This is a genomic window from Sphingobacterium sp. R2, from assembly GCF_040760075.1.
Lineage (GTDB): Bacteria > Bacteroidota > Bacteroidia > Sphingobacteriales > Sphingobacteriaceae > Sphingobacterium.
In genome coordinates, this window is record NZ_CP142884.1 from 1,735,791 (window position 1) to 1,762,063 (window position 26,273).

At 39.5% G+C, this 26,273-nt stretch carries 23 protein-coding genes; 13 read left to right on the forward strand and 10 right to left on the reverse strand.

The genetic code is table 11. The features are described 5' to 3' along the window. Positions 1-11 precede the first annotated feature (11 nt). On the reverse strand, positions 12-1,565 hold the full coding sequence (locus VXM68_RS07170) for a PglZ domain-containing protein (RefSeq protein ID WP_209577497.1): 1,554 nt from the start codon (positions 1,563-1,565) through the stop codon (positions 12-14). Positions 1,566-1,832: 267 nt separating this feature from the next. On the opposite strand from VXM68_RS07170, the gene VXM68_RS07175 reads away from it, so the two are divergent. The 8 genes from VXM68_RS07175 (at position 1,833) to VXM68_RS07210 (ending at position 10,683) form a co-directional block, all read left to right on the forward strand. Next, positions 1,833-3,083: an HD domain-containing protein gene (locus VXM68_RS07175; RefSeq protein ID WP_293953152.1), complete on the forward strand. Its 1,251-nt coding sequence runs from the start codon at positions 1,833-1,835 to the stop codon at positions 3,081-3,083. Between the two features lie 33 nt (positions 3,084-3,116). After that, positions 3,117-4,157, forward strand: coding sequence for a UDP-3-O-(3-hydroxymyristoyl)glucosamine N-acyltransferase (gene lpxD / locus VXM68_RS07180; protein WP_367210903.1), 1,041 nt, complete (start codon positions 3,117-3,119; stop codon positions 4,155-4,157). A gap of 139 nt (positions 4,158-4,296) precedes the next feature. Continuing rightward, positions 4,297-5,697, forward strand: coding sequence for a bifunctional UDP-3-O-[3-hydroxymyristoyl] N-acetylglucosamine deacetylase/3-hydroxyacyl-ACP dehydratase (locus VXM68_RS07185; RefSeq protein WP_209577816.1), 1,401 nt, complete (start codon positions 4,297-4,299; stop codon positions 5,695-5,697). A 10-nt stretch (positions 5,698-5,707) separates the two neighbouring features. After that, entirely contained in the window at positions 5,708-6,496 is a 789-nt protein-coding gene (lpxA, locus tag VXM68_RS07190) for an acyl-ACP--UDP-N-acetylglucosamine O-acyltransferase (protein ID WP_209577503.1), read from the forward strand. Positions 6,497-6,513: 17 nt separating this feature from the next. Then, complete coding sequence (locus tag VXM68_RS07195; RefSeq protein ID WP_312332356.1) at positions 6,514-7,143, forward strand: ATP-binding cassette domain-containing protein; 630 nt, start codon at positions 6,514-6,516, stop codon at positions 7,141-7,143. Positions 7,144-7,371: 228 nt separating this feature from the next. Further along, positions 7,372-7,932 (forward strand): elongation factor P, encoded by a 561-nt coding sequence (gene efp / locus VXM68_RS07200; protein ID WP_209577505.1) that lies wholly within the window; start codon positions 7,372-7,374, stop codon positions 7,930-7,932. Between the two features lie 251 nt (positions 7,933-8,183). After that, a complete protein-coding gene (locus VXM68_RS07205) occupies positions 8,184-8,765 on the forward strand; it encodes a 5-formyltetrahydrofolate cyclo-ligase (RefSeq protein ID WP_293953146.1) in 582 nt (193 codons plus the stop codon). Positions 8,766-8,940: 175 nt separating this feature from the next. Then, on the forward strand, positions 8,941-10,683 hold the full coding sequence (locus VXM68_RS07210) for a hypothetical protein (RefSeq protein ID WP_367210904.1): 1,743 nt from the start codon (positions 8,941-8,943) through the stop codon (positions 10,681-10,683). A gap of 173 nt (positions 10,684-10,856) precedes the next feature. Here the strand turns inward: VXM68_RS07210 and galE are convergent, their stop codons facing one another. Then, entirely contained in the window at positions 10,857-11,888 is a 1,032-nt protein-coding gene (galE, locus tag VXM68_RS07215; RefSeq protein WP_293953142.1) for a UDP-glucose 4-epimerase GalE, read from the reverse strand. 170 nt (positions 11,889-12,058) lie between these two features. Between galE and VXM68_RS07220 the strand changes: the two genes are divergently transcribed. Then, on the forward strand, positions 12,059-13,303 hold the full coding sequence (locus VXM68_RS07220; RefSeq protein WP_367210905.1) for a 3-deoxy-D-manno-octulosonic acid transferase: 1,245 nt from the start codon (positions 12,059-12,061) through the stop codon (positions 13,301-13,303). 36 nt (positions 13,304-13,339) lie between these two features. Here VXM68_RS07220 and VXM68_RS07225 read toward each other — a convergent pair whose 3' ends face one another. The 3 genes from VXM68_RS07225 to VXM68_RS07235 all read right to left on the reverse strand — a co-directional run bounded on the left by VXM68_RS07225 (position 13,340) and on the right by VXM68_RS07235 (position 18,247). Beyond that, on the reverse strand, positions 13,340-14,788 hold the full coding sequence (locus VXM68_RS07225) for a glyceraldehyde-3-phosphate dehydrogenase (protein WP_293953138.1): 1,449 nt from the start codon (positions 14,786-14,788) through the stop codon (positions 13,340-13,342). Positions 14,789-14,925: 137 nt separating this feature from the next. Further along, positions 14,926-16,053 (reverse strand): radical SAM family heme chaperone HemW, encoded by a 1,128-nt coding sequence (hemW, locus tag VXM68_RS07230; RefSeq protein ID WP_367210906.1) that lies wholly within the window; start codon positions 16,051-16,053, stop codon positions 14,926-14,928. Between the two features lie 316 nt (positions 16,054-16,369). Further along, entirely contained in the window at positions 16,370-18,247 is a 1,878-nt protein-coding gene (locus tag VXM68_RS07235; protein ID WP_367210907.1) for a M1 family metallopeptidase, read from the reverse strand. 161 nt (positions 18,248-18,408) lie between these two features. On the opposite strand from VXM68_RS07235, the gene VXM68_RS07240 reads away from it, so the two are divergent. Continuing rightward, entirely contained in the window at positions 18,409-19,266 is an 858-nt protein-coding gene (locus tag VXM68_RS07240) for a hypothetical protein (protein WP_294345733.1), read from the forward strand. 174 nt (positions 19,267-19,440) lie between these two features. On the opposite strand, the gene VXM68_RS07245 is transcribed toward VXM68_RS07240, so the two are convergent. From VXM68_RS07245 to VXM68_RS07265, 5 genes are all read right to left on the reverse strand, one after another. Further along, positions 19,441-20,859, reverse strand: coding sequence for a rhodanese-like domain-containing protein (locus tag VXM68_RS07245; protein WP_367210908.1), 1,419 nt, complete (start codon positions 20,857-20,859; stop codon positions 19,441-19,443). 11 nt (positions 20,860-20,870) lie between these two features. Beyond that, positions 20,871-21,686 (reverse strand): sulfite exporter TauE/SafE family protein, encoded by an 816-nt coding sequence (locus tag VXM68_RS07250; RefSeq protein WP_293953128.1) that lies wholly within the window; start codon positions 21,684-21,686, stop codon positions 20,871-20,873. A 64-nt stretch (positions 21,687-21,750) separates the two neighbouring features. Further along, positions 21,751-22,164 carry a DUF6691 family protein gene (locus tag VXM68_RS07255; protein ID WP_293953126.1) on the reverse strand — a complete coding sequence of 138 codons (414 nt, stop codon included), beginning with the start codon at positions 22,162-22,164 and terminating at the stop codon, positions 21,751-21,753. 1 nt (position 22,165) lies between these two features. Next, positions 22,166-22,726, reverse strand: coding sequence for a YeeE/YedE thiosulfate transporter family protein (locus tag VXM68_RS07260; RefSeq protein WP_293953124.1), 561 nt, complete (start codon positions 22,724-22,726; stop codon positions 22,166-22,168). 83 nt (positions 22,727-22,809) lie between these two features. Further along, positions 22,810-23,250 (reverse strand): hypothetical protein, encoded by a 441-nt coding sequence (locus VXM68_RS07265; protein WP_293953122.1) that lies wholly within the window; start codon positions 23,248-23,250, stop codon positions 22,810-22,812. A gap of 174 nt (positions 23,251-23,424) precedes the next feature. Between VXM68_RS07265 and mutY the strand changes: the two genes are divergently transcribed. From mutY to pheS, 3 genes are all read left to right on the forward strand, one after another. Then, positions 23,425-24,474: an A/G-specific adenine glycosylase gene (mutY, locus tag VXM68_RS07270; protein ID WP_293953120.1), complete on the forward strand. Its 1,050-nt coding sequence runs from the start codon at positions 23,425-23,427 to the stop codon at positions 24,472-24,474. Between the two features lie 19 nt (positions 24,475-24,493). Further along, complete coding sequence (locus VXM68_RS07275) at positions 24,494-24,952, forward strand: single-stranded DNA-binding protein (RefSeq protein ID WP_293953118.1); 459 nt, start codon at positions 24,494-24,496, stop codon at positions 24,950-24,952. A gap of 233 nt (positions 24,953-25,185) precedes the next feature. Then, positions 25,186-26,226 (forward strand): phenylalanine--tRNA ligase subunit alpha, encoded by a 1,041-nt coding sequence (gene pheS / locus VXM68_RS07280; RefSeq protein ID WP_293953116.1) that lies wholly within the window; start codon positions 25,186-25,188, stop codon positions 26,224-26,226. Positions 26,227-26,273: the final 47 nt, after the last annotated feature.

The following is a 26,273-nucleotide window of genomic DNA, read 5'->3' on the forward strand; positions in this document are numbered from 1 at the left end:
CTGCAAAATTACTATTTCGGTAAGTATGTCGCAAAGGGGATAATCATTTCTTCCAAAGAGATCCCGCCATGTTGAAACGTTCCATTAAAGTAATTGACAAATTGGTTGTAGTTGTTCGGGTAGACAAAATAGGTGTCCTCCTTGGCAAATACGTAGGTTGAGCTCACGTGAAGTTTGGGCAATTGTGCTTCATGTGGGTTTTTGATAGCGAAGACGTCTTTGTCGATATAATTCAGATTTTTGCCCTGTTTATATCTTAAATTTGTATTTGTATTTCGATCCCCCACAATTTTACTTGGCTTTTTCACACGGATTGTCCCATGGTCAGTGGTGATAATCACCCGAACCTTTTTTTGGGAGAGCCATTTGATCGCCTCTAATAAGGGGGAATGCTCGAACCAAGACAACGTGAGTGAACGGTATGCTGCCTCGTCGTTTGCTAATTCGCGAATCATAGAGCTATCTGTACGTGCATGAGATAGCATATCCACAAAATTATACACCAATGCATTAAGCTGATTGTGCATTAAATTTCCGAGATTGTCTACAACGTCTTTTCCTTGTTCCAATGTCAGAATTTTTGTGTAAGAGTGTTTTATTGGCTTTCGATAAAGGCGCTTAATCTGATCCTCCAAAAATTTATCCTCGTATAGATTTTTACCGCCTTCGTCTTCGTCGTTTTGCCACAATTTCGGAAAACGTTTTTCCATTTCTAACGGGGTTAGTCCACTAAAAATAGCATTTCTAGCATATTGTGTTGCTGTTGGTAAAATACTGAAATAGTTTATTTCCTCCTCCAGTCTAAAATAGTCGGTGATGACTTCATTGATAATTTTCCATTGGTCAAACCGCAAGTTGTCTATTAAGAAGAAAAATGTAGGTACATCATCTTCCAGCGTAGGGAATACTTTTTTCTTAAACAACTGATGTGAGAGTATAGGGCCGTTTTCGGGACGATTAATCCAATGGATATAGTTATTCTCTATGAATTTTGAGAACTGCATGTTTGCTTCAGATTTTTGCATGGTCAGAATTTCATGCATATTATTATCTTCAAGTTTCTCTAGAGACAACTCCCAGTACACAAGCTTTTTGTATACTTCCGACCATTGGTCGTAATCTAGGTTTTCGTTGAGAGTCATCCCCAAATTACGGAAGTCCTGCTGGTAGGCCATAGATGTTTTTTCATTGACGAGGCGCTTGTTTTCAGTCAATTTCTTTATGGTCATCAAGATCTGTTTGGGATTGACCGGCTTGATCAGGTAATCATCAATTTTAGAACCTATCGCATCTTCCATGACATGTTCTTCTTCATTTTTAGTGACCAGCACAATAGGTACAGAAGGATTGATAGACTTTAGTATACCGAGTGTTTCAAGTCCGGTCAGACCGGGCATATTCTCGTCTAAAAAAACGAGATGAAAAAAACCATTTTTAAAGGCTTCAACTGCATCATTTCCATTATTGACGGTGTCAACTTTATATCCTTTGCTTTCTAAAAATAGGATATGTGGTTTTAGAAAGTCAATTTCATCATCAGCCCAGAGAATATGTGTTTTTTGCATCTGCTATATATGTGTTTAATTACTAGAGGAGGACCGTGTTTCTATGAATAGAATAGTGTAAAAGAACAACTCTTACCTATTTAACGGATTTTTGATCTCATGCTAACTTAAGCAAATATCGTGCTTTAGATTTTATTTTTAACATTTCTTAACGATGAACTAACTATCTTTGTTTTAAGTTTATACTGATGTTAACCCAGCGTTCAGGATTTAAGAGCCAGGTTTCATAATTTATAGTGTTGATGATTGCCTTAATTTGTCGCCACCTTGAACAAAAATAAAATTATAAATGATCCGGTATACGGGTTTGTTTCGATCCCCACAGGATTGGTCTTTGATTTGGTACAGCATCCTTATTTTCAGCGACTTCGCTATATCAAGCAGGTGAGTATGACACATCTCGTCTATCCAGGTGCTTTACACACTCGTTTTCAGCACGCCATTGGATCCATGCATTTGATGGCAATGGCTTTGGAAACATTAAGAAGCAAGGGTGTATTCATTTCGGACGTGGAAGAGGAAGCCGCTCTTTCAGCTATTTTACTCCATGATATTGGGCATGGCCCCTTCTCCCACTCGTTAGAACATAGCTTAATTGAAGGCGTTTCGCATGAGTTGCTGTCTTCGTTGTTAATGGATCGAATCAATAAGGATTTAGACGGAAGGTTGAGCCTTGCAATTACCATTTTTAATGACAAATACGAGCGCAAATTTCTTCACCAATTGGTGTCGAGCCAGTTGGATGTTGATCGAATGGACTACCTCAATAGGGATAGCTTTTTTACGGGAGTATCTGAGGGAGTGATTTCATTTGACCGTATCATAAAAATGCTCAACGTGGTAGCGGATGAAATTGTTGTGGATTATAAAGGGCTATATTCAGTGGAGAAATTTCTTATAGCACGGCGACTGATGTATTGGCAAGTATATCTGCACAAAACCGTTATTGGTGCCGAACAGTTGCTGATTAAAATTCTGCAGCGGGCAAAATATTTGACGGCTGCTGGCCATCAACTCTTTTCTACTCCAGCTTTTCATTGGTTTTTAAGCCAACAAATCAATAAAAGTAATTTTTTGGACAACCCGTTGCATTTAGACTGGTTTACTCGTTTGGATGATACAGACATTATGTCTGCCATAAAAACATGGGAGTGTCATGAGGACCATATTCTAAGTACAATGTGTCAACGGGTAATGAAGCGTGATCTATATCGCTCTGTATTGAGCAACAAACCTTTTTCGCGCGAATATATTGATTTGGTGAAAGCAAAAGTACAAGCCGAAATCGGCGTGGCGATGGAGGATATGCATTATTATGTATTTACTCAGGAAATTCAGAATCGCGCGTATAATTCATCCCAGGATCAAATAAAAATTTTGTTAAAATCGGGCGAACTTGTCGATATAACGGAGGCTTCTGATCTGGGGAATTTAGAAGCGCTGTCGAAAAATGTCGCAAAATATGCTTTGTGTTATCCAAAAGAGGTGGGATATGTTGCAATTCCTTCTGTCAAGTAGTTATTTTTTAATAAAAAAACATAGATTTGTACCATGCAATTTACTGCGCAACAAATAGCGACATTATTAGAAGGACGGATTGAAGGAAATCCAGAGGTTGCGGTAGGTAACCTTGCCAAAATTGAGGAGGGTAAAAAAGGTGATCTTTCTTTTTTGTCAAATCCCAAATACGAGCATTTTATATATACTACTGATGCCTCGATTGTTATTATTAATGAAGATTTGCAATTGACACATTCGACTAAGCCTGCATTAACGATTATACGGGTTAAGAACGCCTATGCTGCTTTTTCTACTGTCCTAAATATGTATAATGAGTTTCGCCTTGACAAAAGTGGGCGAGAGGAACCTCATTTTATACATGACGAGGCTGAAATCGGCCAAGGGGGCTATATCGGTGCATTTGTATATATAGGCAGAGGAGCATCGATCGGTGATCATGTGAAAATTTACCCACAGGTTTATATTGGAGATAAAGTTACTATTGGAGATAATACAACGCTCTATCCAGGAGTGAAGATTTATCATGATTGTAAGATCGGTAAAAATGTGGTAGTACATTCAGGTGTTGTCATCGGATCAGATGGATTTGGATTTGCACCACAAGAAGACGGGACATATAAAAAAGTTCCTCAGATTGGCTATGTTCAGATAGAGGATAATGTTGAGATTGGTGCCAATACCGTAATTGACAGAGCAACCATGGGAGCTACCATTGTTCGTCATGGCGTGAAGTTGGATAATTTGATTCAGATTGCCCATAATGTTGATATTGGAAAGAATACTGTTATTGCGGCGCAGACGGGTATTTCCGGTAGTTCAAAAATTGGAGAGCATGTGGTATTGGGCGGTCAGGTTGGTGTAGTTGGGCATATCGTTATTGCTAAGGGGTCCCAAATTCAGGCCCAGTCCGGAGTGAATAGATCGATCAAAGAAGAGGGCAAGAAGTGGGGCGGTACGCCATTGATGCCTTATCAGCCACAATTGCGGTCAAATGTAATCTTTGCTCGCCTTCCTGAATTGGAAAAGCGGATCCAGGAGTTAGAAAAATTAGTAGAAAAAAAATTAAAATAATTATTTTTCATTGAAAATAAGCTGTTCTTTAATTGTGATGAAACAGTAGTTTATCGTATAACTATATCATTGACCGATATAGCATAATCAACAAATGTTTTGTCAAAAGAAGTTTTGATTTAAAAATATGTTATTAGAAATGAATGTAAAACAGCGAACCATCAAAAACGAGGTTGAGATTTCGGGGGTAGGTCTTCATACAGGGAAAATTGTGTCGATGACCATCAAACCAGCTCCGGAAAATCACTGGTTTAAGTTCAGGCGTGTAGACTTGGAGGGGCAGCCAGAAATTTTGGTTGATGCAGATAACGTGACGGACACTTCGAGGGGGACGACAATTACTCAGAACGGTGCAAGTGTAAGTACAATTGAACATTTGATGGCGTCGTTAATTGGTTTACAAATTGATAACGTCCTGATTGATATCGATGGTCCCGAGATACCTATCTTAGATGGAAGTTCAGCTATTTTTGTAAAGCTGCTTGAAGAGGCAGGCTTTGAGGAGCAGGATGCTGACAGAGATTATTATGAGATTTCCAATAATATCCATTATGCTGAGCCTGATCGAAAAGTCGAGATATTGGGTATGCCGATGGATGGCTATAGGATGACCTGCATGATCGATTTTAACTCGCCGGTGTTGGGAAGCCAGCATGCTGCGATTACGTCAATTGACGATTTTAAATCCGAAATTTCATCTTCACGTACCTTTTGCTTTTTGCATGAGTTAGAGATGTTGGTGGATCATGGGCTTATTAAAGGTGGTGACCTAAGTAATGCCATTGTTATTGTGGATAAGGAGACTTCGCCTGAAGAATTACAGAAATTAGCTCATCTTTTTCATAAGGAAACCGTTGCAGTTGCCAAAGAAGGAATATTAAACAATAATCAATTGCGCTACCAAAATGAACCTGCCCGACATAAATTGTTGGATATGGTTGGAGATTTGGCACTCGTTGGGCGACCGCTGAAGGGCCATATTATGGCTGCTCGGCCGGGGCATGCCGCCAATGTTGCCTTTGCGAAAAAAATAAAGGAGCAGATTAAGAAAGATAAAACACGTAAAAAAATTAAAGTTTACGATCCTAATATGCCAGCATTATACGATACGGTAGAAATTATGAAGATTTTGCCGCATCGTCAGCCTATGCTTATGGTGGATAAGATTCTTGAATTGACCGAAACACATGTTGTAGGCTTGAAGAATGTTACCATGAACGAAGATTTATTTATGGGACATTTTCCCGGGGCGCCATTATTTCCAGGTGTATTGCAAGTAGAGGCTATGGCGCAAACAGGTGGGATTTTGGTTCTTAAAACAGTTCCTGATCCGGAAAATTGGCTAACTTTATTTCTGAAAATTGAAAATGCCCGTTTTAAAGCGCAGGTAACTCCAGGAGATTCTGTTATTTTTAGATGCGATTTGATGGAGCCGATTCGAAGAGGTATCGCAAAAATGAAAGGTGTGGCCATGGTAGGGGAGAAGATCGTATGTGAAGCCGAGCTTATGGCTCAGATCGTAAGAGTAAATAACAACTAAAGTAGTATAGATGATACAGCCATTAGCTTATATTCATCCTGAAGCAAAAATTGCTAAAAATGTGGTCATCGAACCATTTGTAACCATTTATAAAGACGTCATCATTGGTGAAGGCACTTGGATAGGCTCAAATGTGACGATTATGGATGGAGCACGAATAGGAAAAAATTGTAAAATATATCCCGGTGCAGTAATTTCTGGAGAGCCGCAAGATTTAAAATTTGATGGTGAGATTACGACAGTGGAAATTGGTGATAATACGACCATACGGGAGTGCGTAACGATCAATAGAGGCACCAAAGATAGATATAAAACAGTCATTGGAAAAAATTGTTTAATTCAAGCATACAGTCATGTTGCGCATGATTGTGAAGTAGGAGATAATTGTGTTTTCTCAAATAATAGTACGCTTGCAGGACATATTACCGTGGGTGACTATGTCGTACTGGCTGGAATGGTAGCTGTTCATCAATTTGTCAAAATTGGTTCGCATGCATTTGTCACCGGTGGTTCATTGGTACGTAAGGATATTCCCCCCTTTGTTAAAGCAGCGCGCGAACCTATTTCTTATGCAGGGATTAATTCAGTTGGATTAAGAAGAAGAGGATTTTCGGAAGATCAGATCGCCGAAATTCAGAACCTTTATCGAATTCTTTTTGTCCAAAATAGAAATTTAGCCAAGGCTATAGAAATTATAGAGGCTGAATATCAGGCAACAGAAATTCGGGATGAAATTTTGGATTTTATTCGGAATTCCGGCCGAGGTATTATGAAAGGATTCAATAATAGAGCGATGTAATCGCGTTATCGATTCTTGTGAATTTGAAAATTACATTAAAGGATATTGGTAGGAGGTATAACAATGAATGGATTTTTAGGCATATAAACTATACCTTTGAGTCCGGAAAGAGTTATGCCATCCTTGGTCATAATGGTTCGGGAAAATCTACTTTTCTGAAAGTGCTTTCAAGTAGTTTGACACCTTCTGAAGGTGAATTGTTCTATCACTATGGAGACGAATTTTTAGATGTGGATCAAGTATATCAGCAACTTTCCCTTGCAGCTCCATACGTTGAATTGATAGAGGAATTTACTTTAATGGAGCTGATTGATTTCCATTTTAAATTTAAAAGCTATCTTCCTTCTTTTGATAAAGAAGCTGTTATCAGCTTATTGGGATTAGAGCATGCGCTCGATAGAGAGATACGTTTTTTTTCATCAGGTATGCGACAACGGGTAAAACTGGCGCTAGCGTGTTGTTCCGCATCTTCGTTGGTCATGTTGGACGAACCTACAAGTAATTTGGATAGTTCCGGCGAAGAGTGGTACTTAACTTTAATCGAACGAACAAAATTAAAATCAAGAATTCTTGTCGTCTGTTCAAATCAGAAAAAAGAATATGCGTTTTGTGATGAACATATTTCAATTCTGGACTTTAAAACCTAAGTATTACTGGTTCCCTTCATCTTTCTTTCACCTCGATCGCTGTGTCCATAATCCCTAATAAATTACGTTTTTAGTGTATTTACCTTCCGAATGCTAAGGATAATTTTTCTTCCTATTGAAAACAGTATTTTACATAAAAAGTAGTAAAGGAAATTTTTATAACACAATTAGTTTTTGTATTTTTGACGACTCAATAATGAGATAACCGTTTAAAGTTCAATTCAAAGAATGGCTAAGGCATCAGAGGTAAAATCAGGAAATATTTTAAGATTTAACGGAGAATTAGTTTCCGTAGAAGAATATATACACCGTACACCAGGTAATTTGCGCGCGTTTTATCAAGCTAGAATGCGTAATGTTAAGACGGGTAAGTTAGTTGAGTATCGTTTCAGAGTTGACGAATCTGTGGAAATTGCACGTGTAGAAACAAACGATTATCAATATTTATATGAAGATGGTGAATTCTTCGTTGTAATGGATAATAGTACCTATGAGCAATTTAATATTCCTAAGTTTTTGTTCGGTGATTCAGCCCGTTTCTTGAAAGAGGGGATGACTGTCATTATTGCTTTTGAAAGTGATGAGCCTATCATGGCAGAAGCACCGAAAAGTGTTGAACTGGAAATCACATATACGGAACCGGCAGTAAAGGGAGATACGTCTACAAACGCCTTAAAAAAGGCAACCGTAGAAACAGGTGTAGAGATTATGGTACCGTTGTTCATTAATCAAGGTGAGAAAGTAAGAGTTGATACGCAAACCGGTAACTATATCGAGCGCGTAAAATAACATAAAGATTTTAGGTTTAGGTTGATTATTCGGTCTTGTTAGCGCTCGCTACAAGGCCGTTTTTTTATCTTTATAAAATCCAATAAAGTAGAATAGGGGACTTTTTAGTTTTTGGGAAGGTTCGCCTTGATCTTATGGCTTATGTGAATGCAATTGATGATGGGTTGTCTTGTTTATAATTGAATGAGCCCGATGGAATGCCATCTTTAAGTTATAGATAGGAGTTGTTTTGTCATGAAAAAATTATTTAGATGAAATCGAAGAATGAGCTTAGGCGTACTTACAAAGCGAAGAGATGTCAATTGTCTGTTGCCAGAGAGGCAGTCCTCAATAGTATGCTTTTGAAGCAATTTATGAAAATTGATCTCTCCAAAGTGAGCCTTTTACACGTTTTTATTCCTATTGAAAAATATCACGAGCCAGATACTTATGCAATCCTAAATTATCTTCAAGAATTTTATCCGCAGATAAAAATCGCTGTTTCAAGATCTAGCTTTGAAGACTATTCGATGCAGCATTATCTATTTGATACGCAAATGAGATTTGAAAAGAATGCATGGGGAATATCAGAACCAACTGCAGGTGTTGAAGTTGCTCCGTCGGATATCGATATGGTTCTTGTGCCCTTATTAATCTTTGATCTTTTTGGTTATAGAGTGGGATATGGAAAAGGCTTTTATGACCGTTTCTTTTCTCAATGTAAAGTTGATGTTCAGCGTATTGGATTGTCTTTTTTTGAGCCGATTGATGTTATTACGGATCGAAACGAACACGATGTTCAGTTAACTCAAGCGATAACACCATATCATATCTATCATTTTGTCAATGAATAGTAATTAGTGTAACTAATCAGGCCTTATCCAGCGGATATTAACTAGTATACGATCTTTTTTCTATAATAGCCTACGGTAGGTAGATTAGCCTCCAATTTTGGTTTGATTAGGCCCCATGGTGATTTAATTAAAATTATTTTTTAATTTTAATATGATTTTCAATGCCTGCACCTATATGTCTAGATTTTTTCTAATTGTTTTTTTGGTAGCAATTATACCGTTTCACATTACCCGTGGAATGGGACTTATGAGTTCAAACCCGTCGATAGAAGAAAAAAACTTTTATGAAACAATCATAAAAGAATCCGCGCAATATCAATCTTCCAATCTGGCGTTGAATAAATATCTTGCACCGTATTTTAGCCAAGCTGTACGAAAAAATGACAAGGCGCTTCTTGCAATCTATTATTGTTTGCTAGCCGACCATTCTTTTAATAATGAAGGGAGGAGAAATAGCTTTAGCGATAAATACTATCTTAAAGCATTGGATCTAGATGAGGGATACAGTTATCAAAATGTGAAAACTTGGGTGAAAGTCATGTATGGCTTTTATCTGTATAGATGTTTAAAAGCATCTGAAGCTTTGCCATTTATTCTTGAAGGCGAAAGAGGCCTTGAAGATTTACCGAAAGAACTGGTGTTGGATATCGTACAGACCTATAAAAAGCTTGGTTATTTTTTTGGGACCTTGGGTGATTATACTTCTGGAATCAAGTACTTGACCTTAGGCCAACAACAGGAAATAATTTCGCCTAGATTGAGGGCCGAAATTCTAGACAATTTAGGGCTGTTGACGCTTAAAAGTAGAGGGGATACGTTGCAGGCCATGAAAAATTTTGAAGTAGCTCAATCCTTGGCTCTTTCAGAAAATGACTCATTGCGCTACGCGAAGGTTTTGGGCAATCAAGCCGCTGTCTTTGAAGGCATGAAAGACTATCGTAAGGCCTTATCTTTGTTAGATAAGGATCTTGAAATTTCTAGATCAATAGGCGATAAACGAAATACGATTTTTGCCTTAATGATGCAGATTAGAATAAATATTGCCAGGCAAGAAATAAATGATGTTCCCCACATGATTAAAGAGGCTGAATTGCTTTTATCAGGGTCAGATGATAAGAAGACGATATTGGAACTTGAAATTCATAAATTACATTTGGCCGTTCATAATCGGGAAATTGGGCATGAATTAGATGCACGTAGGAGGATTGAGCGTCTGCAGGACTCGTTACAATTTCTCGACGGAGATCCTGTATTATCCCAATTGAAATTTATGGCTGATAAACAGAAGTATGCGGATAAATTATCTTTAGCGCAGGCTGTAATTAAGAAAAAGCAAGCCGAAAGAAGATTATGGCTCATATTGAGTTTATTGGTATTGGTGCTATTTTTCTTTGTTTACAACGCCGTTCGCTATCGGACAAGACAACGTATTCGCGATTATGAATATCAGCTACTCAACCTGAAGTATACAAAGGCTGAACTAGATAGGGAGCTAATGAGTTCAAAAAGTCAGGTTGAAGAGTATGTAGCTTATCTTAAGCGAAACAATGAACAGATCAATGTGCTTTCAGCATTACTAGAAGAAAAGGGCAATAATGTTGAAAGAGATCGAGAGGAGCTTAAAATATTATTGCAGTCGCATTTGATAACAGAGGAAAAATGGCAGGAATTTAAACTGCTGATTATGAAAGAGTTTCCTAATCTATTACAAGAGATACAATCTAAATTTTCCGATATCACCGAATCCAATTTACGTGTAATTGTACTGATGAAATTGGGACTTAATAATAAGGAAGTTGCCAATGTTTTGGGGGTTACTCCAGATGCGATCAAAAAATCGATGCAGCGTTTGAAAAAGAAACTTGGAGATCAGGCTGGGATACTCATGGAATACATTTCCGACAAAGAATTTGTTTAATTTGCACGCGTATTAAAGGGTGGACAAATTGAAGGTAGCGAAGAGCGCTACTGATAGTTGAGAATTAGATCAGCATGTGATCATGGAGAGATGGAAGCTCTGAAAGCCCAAAATATGACCGTCTCAGTTAAACTGGACGGTCATATTAAACGTAGAGCTCAATGGGCTCCTATTTAATCCAAAGGATTTGCTTTCAGATTCTTTTCCCAAGCCCAAGCAGAAGCCATCATTTCATCAATTCCCAGTTCGGCTTTCCAATGTAGTTGTTCCGCAGATTTGGTCACATCACCATAAACCTTGATGACATCGCCATCCCGGCGTGGGCCAATTTCATAATTCAATTTTTGACCGGATGCTTTTTCAAACGCTTTGATGGCTTCGAGTACTGAATACCCCTTTCCGGTACCCACATTGAATACATCATATTTCCCGTTCGGATTTCCTTTGTCCAATAAGTTGATTGCTGCAACGTGTGCTTTTGCCAAATCAACCACATGGATATAATCCCTTACACAGGAGCCATCTATGGTGTCGTAATCGTCACCGAAAACTGTTAGTTTTTCTCTTTTACCGATTGCGGTTTGTGTAATGAATGGTAATAAATTCTGGGGCACACCGTTTGGTAATTCGCCTATCAATGCAGACTCATGCGCTCCAACGGGATTGAAGTAGCGCAATGCGATAATATTATAGTTATCGTATGCAGTAGCTGTTTCTTCTAGAATTTCCTCCGCAATTTGTTTGGTATTACCATAAGGAGAAGTAGCTCTTTTTACAGGTGCACTTTCATTGACAGGAAGTGTATCTGGTTCGCCATATACAGTACAGCTTGAAGAGAAAACAAAATTTATCGGCTTATCTTGATACGCTTCTAACAAATTGATTAACGAGAAAAAATTGTTGTGGTAATATTTTAAAGGTTTTTTTACAGATTCACCAACGGCCTTTGACGCGGCAAAGTGTATAATCCCTGAAATGTCCGTATTTTCTTTCACAAATTCGTCCACACGGTTTGTGTCACACAGGTCAAATTGGTGAAATTCGGGCTTAACCCCGATGATCTTCTCAATCTGATCCAAAATCTTGATGTTTGAATTGGATAGATCGTCTATGATGACAGGTATGTATCCTGCTTGATGTAGTTCGACCACGGTGTGCGAGCCGATGTAACCTGTTCCTCCTGTGACTAATATTTTTTTGTTCATTATTGTTGATTATAGTAAGTAAAGTCTTTCTTGCGGGTAAGGCAAAATATAAGATATTGTTCCCTATGCTCCGGCACGCGGATAATTTTGATTTTTATTTTCCACTCGTGCTTTCCTTTTAATGAAATGGGTTTAATATCTTTGACTAAGATAAACATTATTTTAAAAACATGCGTTTGCTTTATTCAATTGGAATCGTTCTCTATGGACTCTTACTGCGTATTTTGGCTCCTTTTCATGGTAAGGCCAGGCTCATGGTAACAGGGCGAAAAGACTGGTATCACAGGATGAAACAAACGGTTGATTCTACCCAAAAACATGTTTGGTTTCATTTTGCTTCATTGGGAGAATTTGAGCAAGGAAGACCTGTTTTGGAGTCCGTAAGAAATACTTATTCGGATCATAAAATAATTGTAACATTTTACTCTCCCTCGGGCTTTGAGATCCGAAAAAATACGGCTTTGGCTGATTATGTGTTTTATCTTCCCTATGATACAGCACAGAACGCGCGACTTTTCCTTGACCTCATCAAGCCAAGCTTCGCCGTATTCACAAAATATGAATATTGGTATTATTTTTTTGAGGGGCTGTATAGCAGAGGGATTCCTTTGTTTTTGATCTCAGCAATATTTAGACCCGATCAGATCTTTTTTCAGGCATATGGTAACTTTTTTCTTCAGATTTTAGGCTATGTGACTTACTTTTTTGTGCAAAATGAAGAAAGTTTACGTCTTTTAAAAGAATTTGGGATACGCAACGCCGGGCTTGCTGGAGATACCCGATTTGATCGGGTAGTAGACCTTCCTAAAAGTAAGAAAGTGATTCCGGAGGTCATCCAATTTATTGGAGAACATCCAACTTTGGTGGCTGGAAGTACCTGGCCAGAAGATGAGCAAATACTAAGAGAATTATTTGCGGATTATCCGGCCTATAAACTCATCTTGGCTCCGCACGAGATTCATGAGTCACATTTGGCGAGTATCTTCAACCTTTGGCCAAAAGCGCTCCGTTTTTCGAATATGGCCAATTATGATGCTGTTACAATAGCAGATGCTCGTGTATTAGTTATCGACAATATCGGTATGCTTTCTTCGCTGTATGGTTATGGCCAAATAGCCTATATTGGTGGTGGATTTGGGGTGGGGATACATAATACGCTGGAGGCCGCAACTTATGGCATACCGGTTCTATTTGGTCCCATTTTCAAAAAGTTTCAGGAGGCGAAAGATATTGTACAGCGTGGTGCAGGTTTTTCTATTGGAAGTGTTAAAGAACTTAATAAAGCATTTGCTGCTCTTCAAGATGGCCCTTTCCGTCAGGAAGCAGGGAAGTTGGCCCGTGATTACGTGCTGCAGAATGCTGGAGCAACACCGATTATTATGAAATACCTTAAAAGTAATCTTGCTAAAGTATAAGCGGAGGCTGCACAGCTACCGCTTATACTTTACAGTTTAATAGTAAGTATACCTTCTTACACCGGTAATATGGCGGGATAAGCGCATCACCTGATGTGAGTATCCATATTCATTATCGTACCAGATATACAGAACAATGTTTCTGCCGTCCGTCGAAACTATCGTTGCCGGAGCATCGACTATGGCAGCGGCACTGGTGCCAATGATATCCGATGAAACAAGTTCATTGTTTTTGGAAAACATAATCTGTTCAACAAGGTTACCCTGCAGCGATGCCTTTTTTAAAAGGGCATTGATGTCGTTGACTGTAGTTTTGGATTTGATTTGAAGATTTAATATCGCCAATGACCCATTTGGGACGGGAACACGAATAGCGTTTGAAGTCAGTTTGCCCGTTAGCGAAGGCAACACTTTTGCAACGGCATCCCCTGCTCCAGTTTCGGTGATGACCATATTGAGTGCGGCTGCCCTGCCCCGTCTGGATTTCTTGTGCATATTGTCGACAAGATTCTGGTCGTTGGTATAGGAGTGTATGGTTTCAATATGCCCTCTATCTATTCCTATTGTATTTTCAAGTACAGCTAAAATTGGAGATATCGCATTAGTGGTACAAGAGGCCGCGGAAAAGATCTTATGTTTTTGCAAATCGCTATCATTTTCGTTGACCGCATATACGATATTTGGGACCCCTTTCCCGGGAGCTGTTAATAATACTTGTTCGGCGCCTTTGGATTTCAGGTGGCGACTAAGTTCCTGCGCATCGCGAAAAGCCCCTGTATTGTCGATGATTAAAGCATTTTCTATACCATAGACTGTGTAATCAATATCCTCGGGTTGTTTTGCGGAGATCAGATGGACGGTAATTCCATTGATGACGAGTGCCGGATTTGCTATATCGGCCTGCACATCGCCTTCGAATGCACCGTGTATGGAATCCGTTTTTAATAGTGCCGCTCTTTTCAGGATCGATTTGCTATCATTGACGTCGCGAGTTACAATGGCGCGGAGACGAAGCTGCTGTCCCGCACCGGTGTTAAGCATAAGTTCGCGGGCGAGTAAGCGACCGATACGACCAAAGCCATAAAGCACCACATCACGTGGCTTCAATTTCTCCTGTTGATGCATGTCCTGTAACTCCGCAGTGATGAAATTGTGTAGGTCATTAGCGGAAAAGGTTTTTTTCTTGGCCTGTAAAGTGAGTTTCCCAAGGTCAATACGAGCGGGAGAAAGTGGCGATTTTTCCAATAGCTGTGCGATTTGCAGTGTGTCAAGAATGTCGACCGGCTCGTCGGTAAGCAGGGCACTTTCCTGAATCAGGTTTAGGATAGCACTCGGTTTTGCATCAAAGAGTCGATTTCGAAAGAATACGAGCTCTACGGCGTGGTTATACCACAGGTTGCTGACAATTTGAATTAAGTTTACGGCAGCATTATGTTGCTCTCTGTAACTTTTGATCTCTAAGTCAAAAGATGGCTTGTGTGACATAATAATTTTATAATAGATTATGTTACAAACATAGGACAAAGTAGGTAGAAAACTGTCTTAAATTTCCATTTTCACAATTTTTAGCGCTAAATCGCTTTTTGTATTAATGATTTTATAAAATATAATATCTTTATTTGCTAATCTTCTATTATAAATAAATCAGACATGATACGATCTGCCATTAATTTGCCCGCATCTGTTAAACGTAAGTTGTTTGCCTCCAAAATAAGATTCTTCGCTGCTATAAATGGTTCAGCTTCTTTTAAGACGCGATCTTTAACGGATCGTCCAAACTTACTTTCCAGTGCAATTAGATCTAGTCCCCACATGGTTCGCAACGATGTCATGATATTTTCATTGATCTGGTCAAGCGTGGAAAGCTCCTCAATTTCCAGGGGAAGTTGATCTAAATTAATGGATGTCATATATTTAGCATTATTAGAAACATTCCAGGACCTTGAAGTTCCATTGAATGAATGAGCTGAAGGGCCGATACCAAGATAATGTTTGCCTTTCCAATAATTTGTATTGTGACGGGCATAAACGCCGTTTTTTGCAAAATTGGAAATTTCGTACTGCTCATATCCCGCGGATTTCAAGGTATGAATAAGAAGACTCATCTGATCAGCTGCCTGATCAGAATCTATGGCTGGAGTTATCCCTTTTTTTATGAAGTGGTCTAATGCTGTTTTCTTTTCCACAGTCATGGAGTAGGAAGAAATATGAGGAATTTCAAAGTCAATCAGTTGTTGCATATTATGACGCCATTTTTCCGTTGTCAATAACGGATAGCCATAAATAAGGTCACAGGTAATATTTTCAAAGCCTGCATCTTGCACGCGCATTATCGATGCGACTGCTTCCTGTTGATTATGCGCTCTGTTCATCCATTGGAGATCTTCCTCAAAGAATGACTGTATACCTATGCTGAATCGATTGATTGCTGTATTCCGCAGACTGTTTACTTTGGCGGCATTTAGATCGTCTGGATTGGCTTCTAGTGTAATTTCAGCGTGATTTGCAATATCAAAATGCTTCGCGATCGTCTCGATGATCCGCGCGATCTCATCCGCTTCCAATAAGGACGGTGTGCCGCCTCCAAAATAGATAGACTCGATCTTTTTGTCTTCCAAATACACTGCTCTAAGCGCAATTTCCCGTTTTATAGCATTGATCATCTCGCTTTTGTACTGAAGTGAAGTGCTAAAATGGAAATCGCAATAATGGCAAGCCTGTTTACAGAATGGGATATGGACATAAATCATAGGTACAAATATACCAAGACCTAATCAACTTGGCTCTTTATTCGTATGATTTCTTCTCCTATAGACTCTTGTCGGCGTAATACGTGTTGTATTTCACTGGATAGCCCTTAAAAGTAGCCATCCATGTATTGGCTTTAGCGTAGGATGAATATTTTATGACGTCCATCACGGGCAGCCAAGCAAGATGGATTTGCGATAATGGGTATCCAATTTGCGACGAAAGTGTCCAAATAAAAAAACAGCTTCCAAACCGTATGGAATATACTTGGATTGGAAGCTGTTTTTTGTCCTTTATGCTGCGATAGCCTGTGTTTCGTTATTTGCTAAAGGTGTTATTTGACGATTCTACATCTGCCAAGCGCAGTGAAGGATCAATTGTTACTGCTTTTGGTGTCTTTGATAGCGGAATGGTATAATCGGGTTTCGTCCAGAACCAGTCTTCGAGCACGGTTCTTTTAACACCTTTGTAAATGTCAAAATGTTCTTCCGTTTTTTCTCCACGCATTTCACGCAAAGGGATATAAAAGAGTTCCTTGCTTCCATCGGTGTATTCTACGAGAACATCCAGTGGCATGGCAAAATTAGACTTGTTAGCCAAAAGAATTTCTTTATCTGTTACTTTTTCAATGGCGTAATCGATTTGACGGGTGGTATTGATAAACAGGTTGAAATACCATTTCAGGTTGATCCCCGAAACTTCTTCAGCAACGCGTTTGAAATCATTAGGGGTCGGATGTTTAAACTTCCAGAGATCATAAAATTTCAGAAAGGTTTTCTCTAAGTTTTCCTGTCCAATAATATAACCCAGCTGCTCTGCAAGTACAGCACCTTTGTTGTATGCTTCGTTGCTGTATCCATAATTGGTGTTATAATAATCTGCCAATAAGCTCATGGGTTCTTCTTTACCAGAAAGCGCTAATTTGTAATAACCACGGTAAGCTGCAATTTGCGGGTTGGATGCTATGGCTCCTCTTTTTTCAAAGATATGCTGCATGGCAAGCTCTTCGACATAGGAGGTAAAGCCTTCATCAAACCATTCATCTACAGTTTCGTTGATTCCAAATAATTGCTGGTACCAAGAGTGTGCTGATTCGTGGAATATTACACCAACAAGGCTTTTTAGATTGCGTCCACCGGTGATCAGGGTAGCTGTACCATACTCCATTCCCCCATCGCCACCTTGAATGATGGTATATGTTGGCCAAGGGTATTTTCCAAACTTTGCACTACAAAAATCGAAGAATTCGGTGGATAGACCTATAGCTGTTTTCCAATTGGATATCACTTCTTTGTCGGTTGGCAAAAATACGGTATACACTTTTATTCCGTTTTTACTTGAAGCTGAATCTACGACAAACTTGGGGTCCGCGGCCCATACAAAATCATGGATATTTTGGGCCTTATAGTGCCAGGTGGCTTTATTGCCGTCTAATTTTATCTTTGCCTTCGGTTGATAGCCTTTCACCTCTGCTGGGTTCTGAAGAACACCTGATGCACCGACTACATAATTTTTGTTGAGCCGTATAGTGACATCAAAATTACCAAAGGGAGCAATGAATTCACGGCCTGTATATTCATCTAAATGCCAGCCGAATTCATCAAATTGAGCCATTTTTGGATACCATTGTGCCATAGAGAGTGCTACTCCTTCGGCAGAATTTCGGCCAGTTCTTCGGATTTGTTCTGGCACTTGGGCGGTCCACTCCATGTCAAAACGGGCTGTTTCGCCATCTTGTATAACCGACGGTAGAGTGACCTCCAAGATGGTCCCATCAATTTTAAATGAGGTATGAGCCCCATTCATTGTTAAGCTTTTGATTTTTTGATAACCTATTTGATTGGTTTGGAGCTCTCCGATACGGCTTTGATATATTGGTTTTTCTTTCGTACCTACATTAATCACCATGCGCTTGTCGGGATCACTGATGTTTTTTAAGCGATAATCCATCATCGATCCTGGTTGAAAAGCATTGAAATATAGATGGAAATAGACCTTTTTTAGGGACTGACCTGAATTATTGCTATACTTCAAGATCATTTTTCCATCGTATTGATATGCTTTTTCATCCACGTTGACGTCCATTTTGTAGTCAACTTTCTGTTGCCAGAATCCTTTCCTTTGGGCCTTCACTACTGCCCCCCAAATATTGAATACACAGATAAGTGTAAAAAAGGATATAATTTTAATTTTCATGTCTCAAACTTACAAAATTGTCTCAATAAATGGCGCTTATACGTGCTTGATGACGCTAATGTCATCAAATCTTGACGAAAATCTACCATTGGTTGTGCAATTGGCTTGGTTTTGGTTATGGGATTTATTTATTGAGTTAAAATCAATTTTACTTTTTATTTATGGATAATCTATATTATAAGTCCTCTGGAAAGGCTCCTGTATTAGCTATTGTTGGTTCCCTGATACTAGGTACTTTGGGTGCCATTGTATTGGCTATTGTTTACATCGCTTTACAATGGTTTATACCCATTATTTACTTTAATGTATTTATTACCTTAGGTTTTGGTGCTGGAATATTCTATGTGCTGAATTTTTGTTTCAAACAATGGAAATTAAGGAATAGGGGGATAGCCATTTTGATCACATTATTGGTCGCCATTTTAGCCTTTTATGCACAGTGGGCTTTGTTTGTATCATTAATGTACAATGCGGAAGGAACAATGGGCGGAGATACCTGGGTAAAATCGTCTTTTAACCTTGAAGGTTTTAAAGCTTTTTTCTTACACCCGACATTTATTTGGGAAGCGATGCAAGGTTTAAATGAAGTAGGTACGTTTACCCTGAAAAAGAGCCCGGTTTCGGGCGGTATGTTGTGGGCCGTGTGGGCTATTGAAATGGGTATTATATTGATTACTCCAATCATTATGGCTTTCCGCGGCATCACTATCTATCCATTTTCTGAAAAAGACGAAGTATGGATGAATAAACGCGCTTTGCCGGGAAGGTTAAAGTATGTGGCTGATAAAGATGCCGTAGTCAGCTCGTTGGGCAACCATGATTTTGCCTATGTATACGACTATCTATCGGAAGAAGAAGAACATCTCTCTTTCGCCACCGCTGAATTATATGAATCTGAAACGGACGACCATCAATATTTGACGATCTATAATCATCAATTTACGGAAAAGAAAGGCAAGCTGGAAGAAAAGAAGGATGAGGTGATTGAGTTCTTGCGAATAAACAGAAATAGTTTGTAGAATAGTTGGAAAGGTAATCTATTCGGGTGCCTTTCGGCTCTGCTTCGCCTTTTGTTCGCCGCTTGTTCGCCTTGCGTACTCGTTTTCTCCACCTTGCTCCCACTGTGCGTCCACCTAATAAGTGGGCGCAAGGTGGGCGCAAGGTGGGCGAACAGTGGGGGAACTCCGAACGAGTTACGAATAAGGGGCGAATGAGTCGGCAACAAGAATACCGCCCTTTGCTTTCCATTCATTAATAGAAGGGCTATAAATTTTGACTTCCTTAATACCATTTTTCGCCAATATCGATGCCGCTATGGTTGCCCGGTCTCCCGATTGACAGTGGAGATACAGCTGTTTACTTTGGTCAACTTTGCTGAGGTTGTCCTCAATTGTTCCAACAAAGAGATGTGTTGCATTCGGTAAATGGCCCTCTGCGAACTCACTGGCATTGCGCACGTCTAGAATTTGCGTGTCGGATTTGTCCAAAGCGCTCTTCATTTCTTCAAACCCGATGAGCTGTTGATGTGCTAATGCGATGTCCAAACTGGGGATTGCATCCGGTGTAATATATCCGGTAACGTGATCCAATCCGATGCGCATAAGTTTACGTGCAACGTCGTCCAATTGGTTTTCTTCTACAATAAGTATAAAAGGATCGGAGTAATTAAGTATCCAGCCTGCCCAAGTATTAAAAGTCTTGTTGTTTTGAATACTGATGTTACCAGGCAAATATCCCTTTGCAAAGTCCAACTTGTGGCGTGTATCAATAATTGTGTTTCCTTTGTGGTATAAATCAAGAAAAGCTTCGTTCGTTAACCTGTTGTATCGAGGAACTTCTGTTTGTAACGGCCGTGCTATTTTGTTGAGTTTTTTCATCATGGCAAAGTAGCGTGGTGGCTCGGGTTGTCCTGATAAAAGCTCATTCACGAAGGCAGCTTCATTGTTTTGGTATTGAAGTGCCCAATTCCGTATTTTCTCATAGCCAACGGTCGAACTGGGGACGGCTCCAAGGGCCTTTCCACAGGCGGATCCGGCGCCATGAGCAGGCCATATCTGAATATGATCTGGCAAAGTCAAGAAATGTTGCAATGAACGGTACATTTGCTGTGCTCCGATCTCTTTGGTTCCGATCATTCCAGCGGCATTTTCCAATAGATCAGGGCGGCCAATGTCGCCAACAAATACAAAGTCGCCAGTAAAAATCATAACAGGTTCCATCGTTGCCGGTGTATCAATCAATACAAAGCTAATGCTCTCGGGTGTATGACCAGGGGTATGTATAACCTTGAAAACGAGGTTTCCAACTTGAAATTGATCGCCATCTTTTAGTCCTTTATGTGGAAAATCGTATTGCCAGTCCACCCCACCTTCATCGGATAAATACGGGTGTGCGCCTGTTAATGCTGCCAATTCCAGTGTGCCGGATAGGTAATCGGCATGGATATGTGTTTCCGCAATATGCGTTATGATCAGATTATTCTTTTGTGCAATCTCAAGATAGGTATCTACATCTCTTTTGGGGTCAATCACTATAGCTACTCCTTTTGCTTGACAGCCAATGATATAACTCGAATGAGCAAGAGATGATTCAAAAATGTGTTGAAAAAACATAACGTGTGATTTTAATGATTTACAAATTGCATGAATTCGAAAGCAAAGATTAGGGTGCCAATGCTAATTAAAAAATATCCGAAGATGCCTTTCAATTTTGCTGCATCTAATTTATCTTTCCATTTGGAGCCAATTTGGAGGCCTATTAACGTGATTAATGTAAAAGTTACTAATATAAACCAATTCATATGTTGTAAGAAATGATAATTTGCGATCAAACCAAATGACGCGTTTAATCCGATTATGAACAAAGAAGTGGCAATCGCCTGCTTAAGTGGAATCCCTAAGAGTAACACTAGGGCTGGTACAATGATAAAACCGCCTCCCGCACCGACTAAGCCTGTCATAATGCCAACCAGTGAGCCGACAAGGATAACGTTGAAAATTTGTGCAGGTCTACCCTTGAATGTTGCATCCTGTACCTGTTTTTGTCTTCTTACCATCGCCGTCGCAGAAATTAATATGACCATCGAGAACAATAGCATGATGATATGGTTTCTGGAAATCTCCATACTCCCGATGTTGAATGACTCGGGTATAGAAACGAGAAGATAGCGCTTGGTGAAATAGACTGAAATTAGCGAGGGAAGTAGAAAAATAGTTGTGGTTTTCAAGTCAATTTCCTTCTTTTTTAACGGATAAATTGATCCGACCAAGGCTAATATTCCAATAGAAAACAGCGAATAGTCCAATGCATATTGAGGTTCAATATGGAAGATATAGACAAATATGGGGAGTGTTAGGATGCTTCCGCCGCTACCCATTAGGCCCATAGATAGCCCGACGACGACAGCTAATGTAAATCCAGCTATAAATATTAATTCCATTTTCTGTTGCTAAAAATTTAATTTTTGATCGCGTGGGCTTTCAAAATAGTAGACTACCTGTAGGTCAATGGGGCAATTTGTTGCGCAAGATACCGTAAATCCATGTACCCAATAAGGCAAACAATAGTACAATGCCAATCGTCCAGTAACCGGCTCCGATCAAAGCAAACATGGGGCCTGGACAAGCACCGGTCAGCGCCCAGCCCAAACCAAAGATGGTGCCGCCCACTAGATACCGGGTAATGCTTTTATCTTTATCTACGAAGGTGATGTGCGCTCCATGGCTGTCCTTAATTTGTTTCCTTTTGATGATCTGTACGATAATAATGGCTGTTGTTAGCGCTGTTCCAATGATACCATACATGTGAAAGGAGCGAAATTGAAACATTTCGTATATTCTATACCAGGATGCTGCTTCCGACTTATACAAGATGATGCCAAATAATATGCCTATTAATATGAATTTTAATGCTTTCATTTTATGCAAAGATTAAGGGAAATAAAAAATGGATCATAATTATTCCACCGAGGAAGAAGCCGATTACGGCGATCAACGATGGGATCTGGAAGTTGCTGAGCCCTGAAATGGCATGTCCAGAAGAGCAGCCGCCAGCATACCGCGTCCCGAAGCCGATTAATATACCGCCGATGCTTAAAATTAGAAATTGAAACAAAGATCCGTTAAAAACGAAAATGGATTCGGGTAGGTAACCTTGTATATGGTCGATAATACCCAGTTCTTTGAGATCTGCCACACTTTTCGCATGGATTTGTGCCGGTGTGCCATCGTCGAGGAAATAATGTGCGATAAAACCTCCGATAACGGTTCCGAGTACCAGCAGAAGATTCCAGGATTGTGTCTTCCAGTCGAACCTAAAAAAAGATGAAGTTTTGCCTGCACCGAATACAGTGCACATTGTACGTAAATTGTTGGACATGCCAAAATCCTTGCCCTGTTTGAGCAGAAGGTACATGACCAGTGCAATTAAAGGACCTGAAATATACCAGGGCCACGGTTGTTTGATGTATTCCAATACCATAACAATGTTCTTAAGTGATGTTACAAAGGTACATACTGCCTTTGCAAAAGCTTGTAACAAATGTTACTGAAGGAATCAAGAATTTATAGGTCGTAATATTCGATATCGGCAGCCCTCAGCGCCTCGCTCAACAGTGGAAGATCGTCTTCCTTTTGGAACAATTTGTTGCGCCATGTTCGAAAAGCCGGGCCTTTGACCGGGTGGATAATAATTAGGTTGCCGCCAGAGCGCTTCAGATTTCGGATATATGAAATACTGCTTAAAGGAAAAACGACTGTTTTCTTGGCATTGCTAATGCGGAGCACTTCTTCTTCTAAAATCCATGTCGACGATAATGTCGAAAGCTTAATGGCCAAGTATAAGGCGAAGGGAATCATTAAAAGAGCGATGATAATCTTGAGGATTTCCTGTACCGGAACTTTGGACATGCCCATTCCAATGAACAGGATTGAAGTCAACAATATAAACATGTATTTTCCACGGTGCAATGTCGACAATTGAAATGTCTGCGAATTACTCTTCATACTTTGATAAACTTCCCTTTGGCGTCAATATAGGAAAAATTCTCCAAGTCTTCCTTCCAATGTGTTTATCGATTTTTAGAAACGTCGGCTATTGTGGATAAATTAATATAGGAAGAGCAGCCTTGGGACTGGGTTAATGCTTGGAATAGGCAAAAATTATGCATTTTTGTGTTTATGATATTTGGTGAAGAATTGCAAGCATGGTATCAAGAGCATAAGCGAGATCTACCATGGAGAGAAACACATGATGCGTACAAAATATGGCTTTCGGAGATTATTTTGCAACAGACGCGGGTGGAGCAGGGCATGCCGTACTATTATCGCTTTGTGGAGCGATTCAATACCGTAGTCGATTTTGCAAATGCGGATGAAGACGACATTCTTCACCTTTGGCAAGGCTTGGGGTATTACTCTAGGGGGAGGAATATGCATAAAGCCGCTCGAATTGTCCGGGATCAATATAATGGGATTTTTCCAGTGGATTATAAGACCCTACTAAGCCTTCCTGGTGTAGGGGAGTACACTGCTGCAGCGATATCTTCTTTTGCTAATAATGAAGCTCAGGCTGTTTTGGACGGGAATGTGTTTCGCGTACTTGCACGCTATTATGGAATAGAAACTCCCATTAATTCAACGGAAGGGAAAAAGGTTTTCGCGGCGATAGCGAAAGAAAATCTGGATCACAATCATCCTGCCCAATATAACCAGGCTATTATGGATTTTGGTGCGATCCATTGTAAGCCTAAGCAACCGCTTTGCGAGCAATGTATGTTTCGCCTTTCTTGCTACGCCTTTACACGCGGCGAGGTCAATCAATTGCCTGTAAAGCTTAAAGGCAAAGGAAGCAGAGATAGATATTTCAATTATTTTATTTTAAAGAACAGCGATCATCTTCTGATGTCTAAACGCGGTGAAGGTGATGTTTGGCAAAATTTGTATGAGTTTCCACTATTAGAATCTGATCATACGATGGATATTATTGATATTCTGAACGATAAGTGGTTTGTGTCTTATTTTGGGCAAGACGCTGACCTGAGCATCTTGCAGAAGCAGACTAAGCATATTTTAAGTCATCAGAATATTTATGCCACATTTTTTGAAGTGCGGTTAAAAGGTGATTTAATTCAAAAAAAATCAAATTGGGATTATGTAGTTCTAAAAGATTTAGATAAATTAGCTAAACACAAGTTGATCTTTACTTTTTTGGAAAGGTCAAATTTTTAACCATTTATGCTTTTAAATTATGTCAGGAGTTAACAAAGTCATTTTAGTGGGACATCTTGGAAAAGATCCCGAAATTCGTTATTTAGAAGGCAATGTCTCTGTTGCCAGTTTCCCATTGGCAACATCCGAAACCTATAATAAAGATGGAAAAAGGGTGGAGCAAACCGAATGGCACAATATTGTAATGTGGCGAGGTCTGGCTGACGTGGCTGTGAAATATCTAACAAAGGGGAAGTTAGTTTATATTGAAGGCCGATTAAGGACGCGTACTTATGAAGATAAGGAAGGTATTAGACGATACGCTACGGAGGTAGTTGCAGAAACTTTTACACTTTTGGGTCGTAAATCAGATTTTGAGCCGAACACTGGTACAGCTGCGGGCAATACATCCAATACGCAGGCACAAAAGGTGGAAGATAAAGAAGTTGAAGTTGATTTTACCGAAAATGATCAAGAGGATAATCCCTTGCCATTTTAAATCTGTAAAAAGTGATGTTTATGTAAAAACTTGACTTTGGTAATCAATCGATGATATTTATAAAGGCAGGCAAATAAGTCTGCTTTTTTGTTTATAATACATTTTGACTACTCGTACAGCATAATTGGCTGCATTTCGTTTTTCAATTATCTAAAGCTGATGTTGTGTCCATGATCGGCGAATGTCCATAAATTTTCTTTTTCGCCGAAATTTTGGCTATGTTTGCTTTAATTATGTTGCAAGATAGAATTACGCAGTATACTGAGGAAATTAAGGCGTTTTCGCCAACTTCTTCAGCCGATGTAGAAAATTTCAGATTGAGGTTTTTGGTTTCCAAAGGGATTGTGAAGAATCTTTTTGATGAATTCAAAACGGTTACACCTGAAGAGAAACGTGCTTTGGGTAAAGTGTTGAACGAATTTAAGCAGTTGGCAGAAAATACGTTTAAGGAAGCACAAGAAAAATTCGGAACTGGAGAGAAGCAAAAATCTGAACAGTTTGAGGGCGATTTAACTTTACCGGGGCAGGGATTTCAGCTGGGATCTAGACATCCAATCTCCTTGGTTCGTAAAGAAATCGTTGAAATTTTCAAGAAATTAGGTTTTGTTGTTTCAGAAGGCCCAGAAATCGAAGACGACTGGCACAACTTCTCGGCCTTAAATTTTCCTCCAGAGCATCCTGCGCGTGATATGCAAGATACGTTCTTTATCAAGAAACAAGAAGGTAATGATATTACCTTGAGAACGCATACTTCTTCTGTTCAGGTACGATTAATGGAAGCTGGTCAACCTCCGTTCCGTGCCATTATGCCGGGTCGTGTTTATAGAAATGAGGCTATTTCGGCACGTGCGCACTGTTTCTTTCATCAGGTGGAAGGTTTGTATGTAGATGAAAATGTTTCTTTTGCTGATTTGAAACAAACTCTATATCATTTTGTCCAAGAAATGTACGGTGAAGGTACAAAAGTACGTTTCCGTCCTTCATATTTTCCTTTTACGGAGCCTTCAGCAGAAATGGATATTTCTTGTACCATTTGTAAAGGTGCTGGATGTAATCTGTGTAAATACTCTGGCTGGGTTGAGATTCTAGGTTGTGGTATGGTGGATCCTAATGTTCTTGACAATTGTGGTATCGATAGTAAAAAATACGCGGGCTTTGCATTTGGTATGGGTATCGAACGTATCACTAATTTGAAATATGTAATTAAGGACTTGCGTCTTTTCTCTGAGAACGATACGCGTTTCTTAGCTCAATTTGAGACGGAATTAATATAAATTAATGTATAAAACTAATATTGCATCATATTATTCTCTATTATGAC

Excerpts from the sequence above, each read along its gene's own strand:
- VXM68_RS07170 (WP_209577497.1), bottom strand. The coding sequence starts at position 1,565 with ATGCAAAAAACACATATTCTCTGGGCTGATGATGAAATTGACTTTCTA.
- lpxD (WP_367210903.1), top strand. The coding sequence starts at position 3,117 with ATGCAATTTACTGCGCAACAAATAGCGACATTATTAGAAGGACGGATT.
- VXM68_RS07185 (WP_209577816.1), top strand. The coding sequence starts at position 4,297 with ATGAATGTAAAACAGCGAACCATCAAAAACGAGGTTGAGATTTCGGGG.
- lpxA (WP_209577503.1), top strand. The coding sequence starts at position 5,708 with ATGATACAGCCATTAGCTTATATTCATCCTGAAGCAAAAATTGCTAAA.
- efp (WP_209577505.1), top strand. The coding sequence starts at position 7,372 with ATGGCTAAGGCATCAGAGGTAAAATCAGGAAATATTTTAAGATTTAAC.
- VXM68_RS07205 (WP_293953146.1), top strand. The coding sequence starts at position 8,184 with ATGAAATCGAAGAATGAGCTTAGGCGTACTTACAAAGCGAAGAGATGT.
- VXM68_RS07210 (WP_367210904.1), top strand. The coding sequence starts at position 8,941 with ATGTCTAGATTTTTTCTAATTGTTTTTTTGGTAGCAATTATACCGTTT.
- galE (WP_293953142.1), bottom strand. The coding sequence starts at position 11,888 with ATGAACAAAAAAATATTAGTCACAGGAGGAACAGGTTACATCGGCTCG.
- VXM68_RS07220 (WP_367210905.1), top strand. The coding sequence starts at position 12,059 with ATGCGTTTGCTTTATTCAATTGGAATCGTTCTCTATGGACTCTTACTG.
- VXM68_RS07225 (WP_293953138.1), bottom strand. The coding sequence starts at position 14,788 with ATGTCACACAAGCCATCTTTTGACTTAGAGATCAAAAGTTACAGAGAG.
- hemW (WP_367210906.1), bottom strand. The coding sequence starts at position 16,053 with ATGATTTATGTCCATATCCCATTCTGTAAACAGGCTTGCCATTATTGC.
- VXM68_RS07235 (WP_367210907.1), bottom strand. The coding sequence starts at position 18,247 with ATGAAAATTAAAATTATATCCTTTTTTACACTTATCTGTGTATTCAAT.
- VXM68_RS07240 (WP_294345733.1), top strand. The coding sequence starts at position 18,409 with ATGGATAATCTATATTATAAGTCCTCTGGAAAGGCTCCTGTATTAGCT.
- VXM68_RS07245 (WP_367210908.1), bottom strand. The coding sequence starts at position 20,859 with ATGTTTTTTCAACACATTTTTGAATCATCTCTTGCTCATTCGAGTTAT.
- VXM68_RS07250 (WP_293953128.1), bottom strand. The coding sequence starts at position 21,686 with ATGGAATTAATATTTATAGCTGGATTTACATTAGCTGTCGTCGTCGGG.
- VXM68_RS07255 (WP_293953126.1), bottom strand. The coding sequence starts at position 22,164 with ATGAAAGCATTAAAATTCATATTAATAGGCATATTATTTGGCATCATC.
- VXM68_RS07260 (WP_293953124.1), bottom strand. The coding sequence starts at position 22,726 with ATGGTATTGGAATACATCAAACAACCGTGGCCCTGGTATATTTCAGGT.
- VXM68_RS07265 (WP_293953122.1), bottom strand. The coding sequence starts at position 23,250 with ATGAAGAGTAATTCGCAGACATTTCAATTGTCGACATTGCACCGTGGA.
- mutY (WP_293953120.1), top strand. The coding sequence starts at position 23,425 with ATGATATTTGGTGAAGAATTGCAAGCATGGTATCAAGAGCATAAGCGA.
- VXM68_RS07275 (WP_293953118.1), top strand. The coding sequence starts at position 24,494 with ATGTCAGGAGTTAACAAAGTCATTTTAGTGGGACATCTTGGAAAAGAT.
- pheS (WP_293953116.1), top strand. The coding sequence starts at position 25,186 with ATGTTGCAAGATAGAATTACGCAGTATACTGAGGAAATTAAGGCGTTT.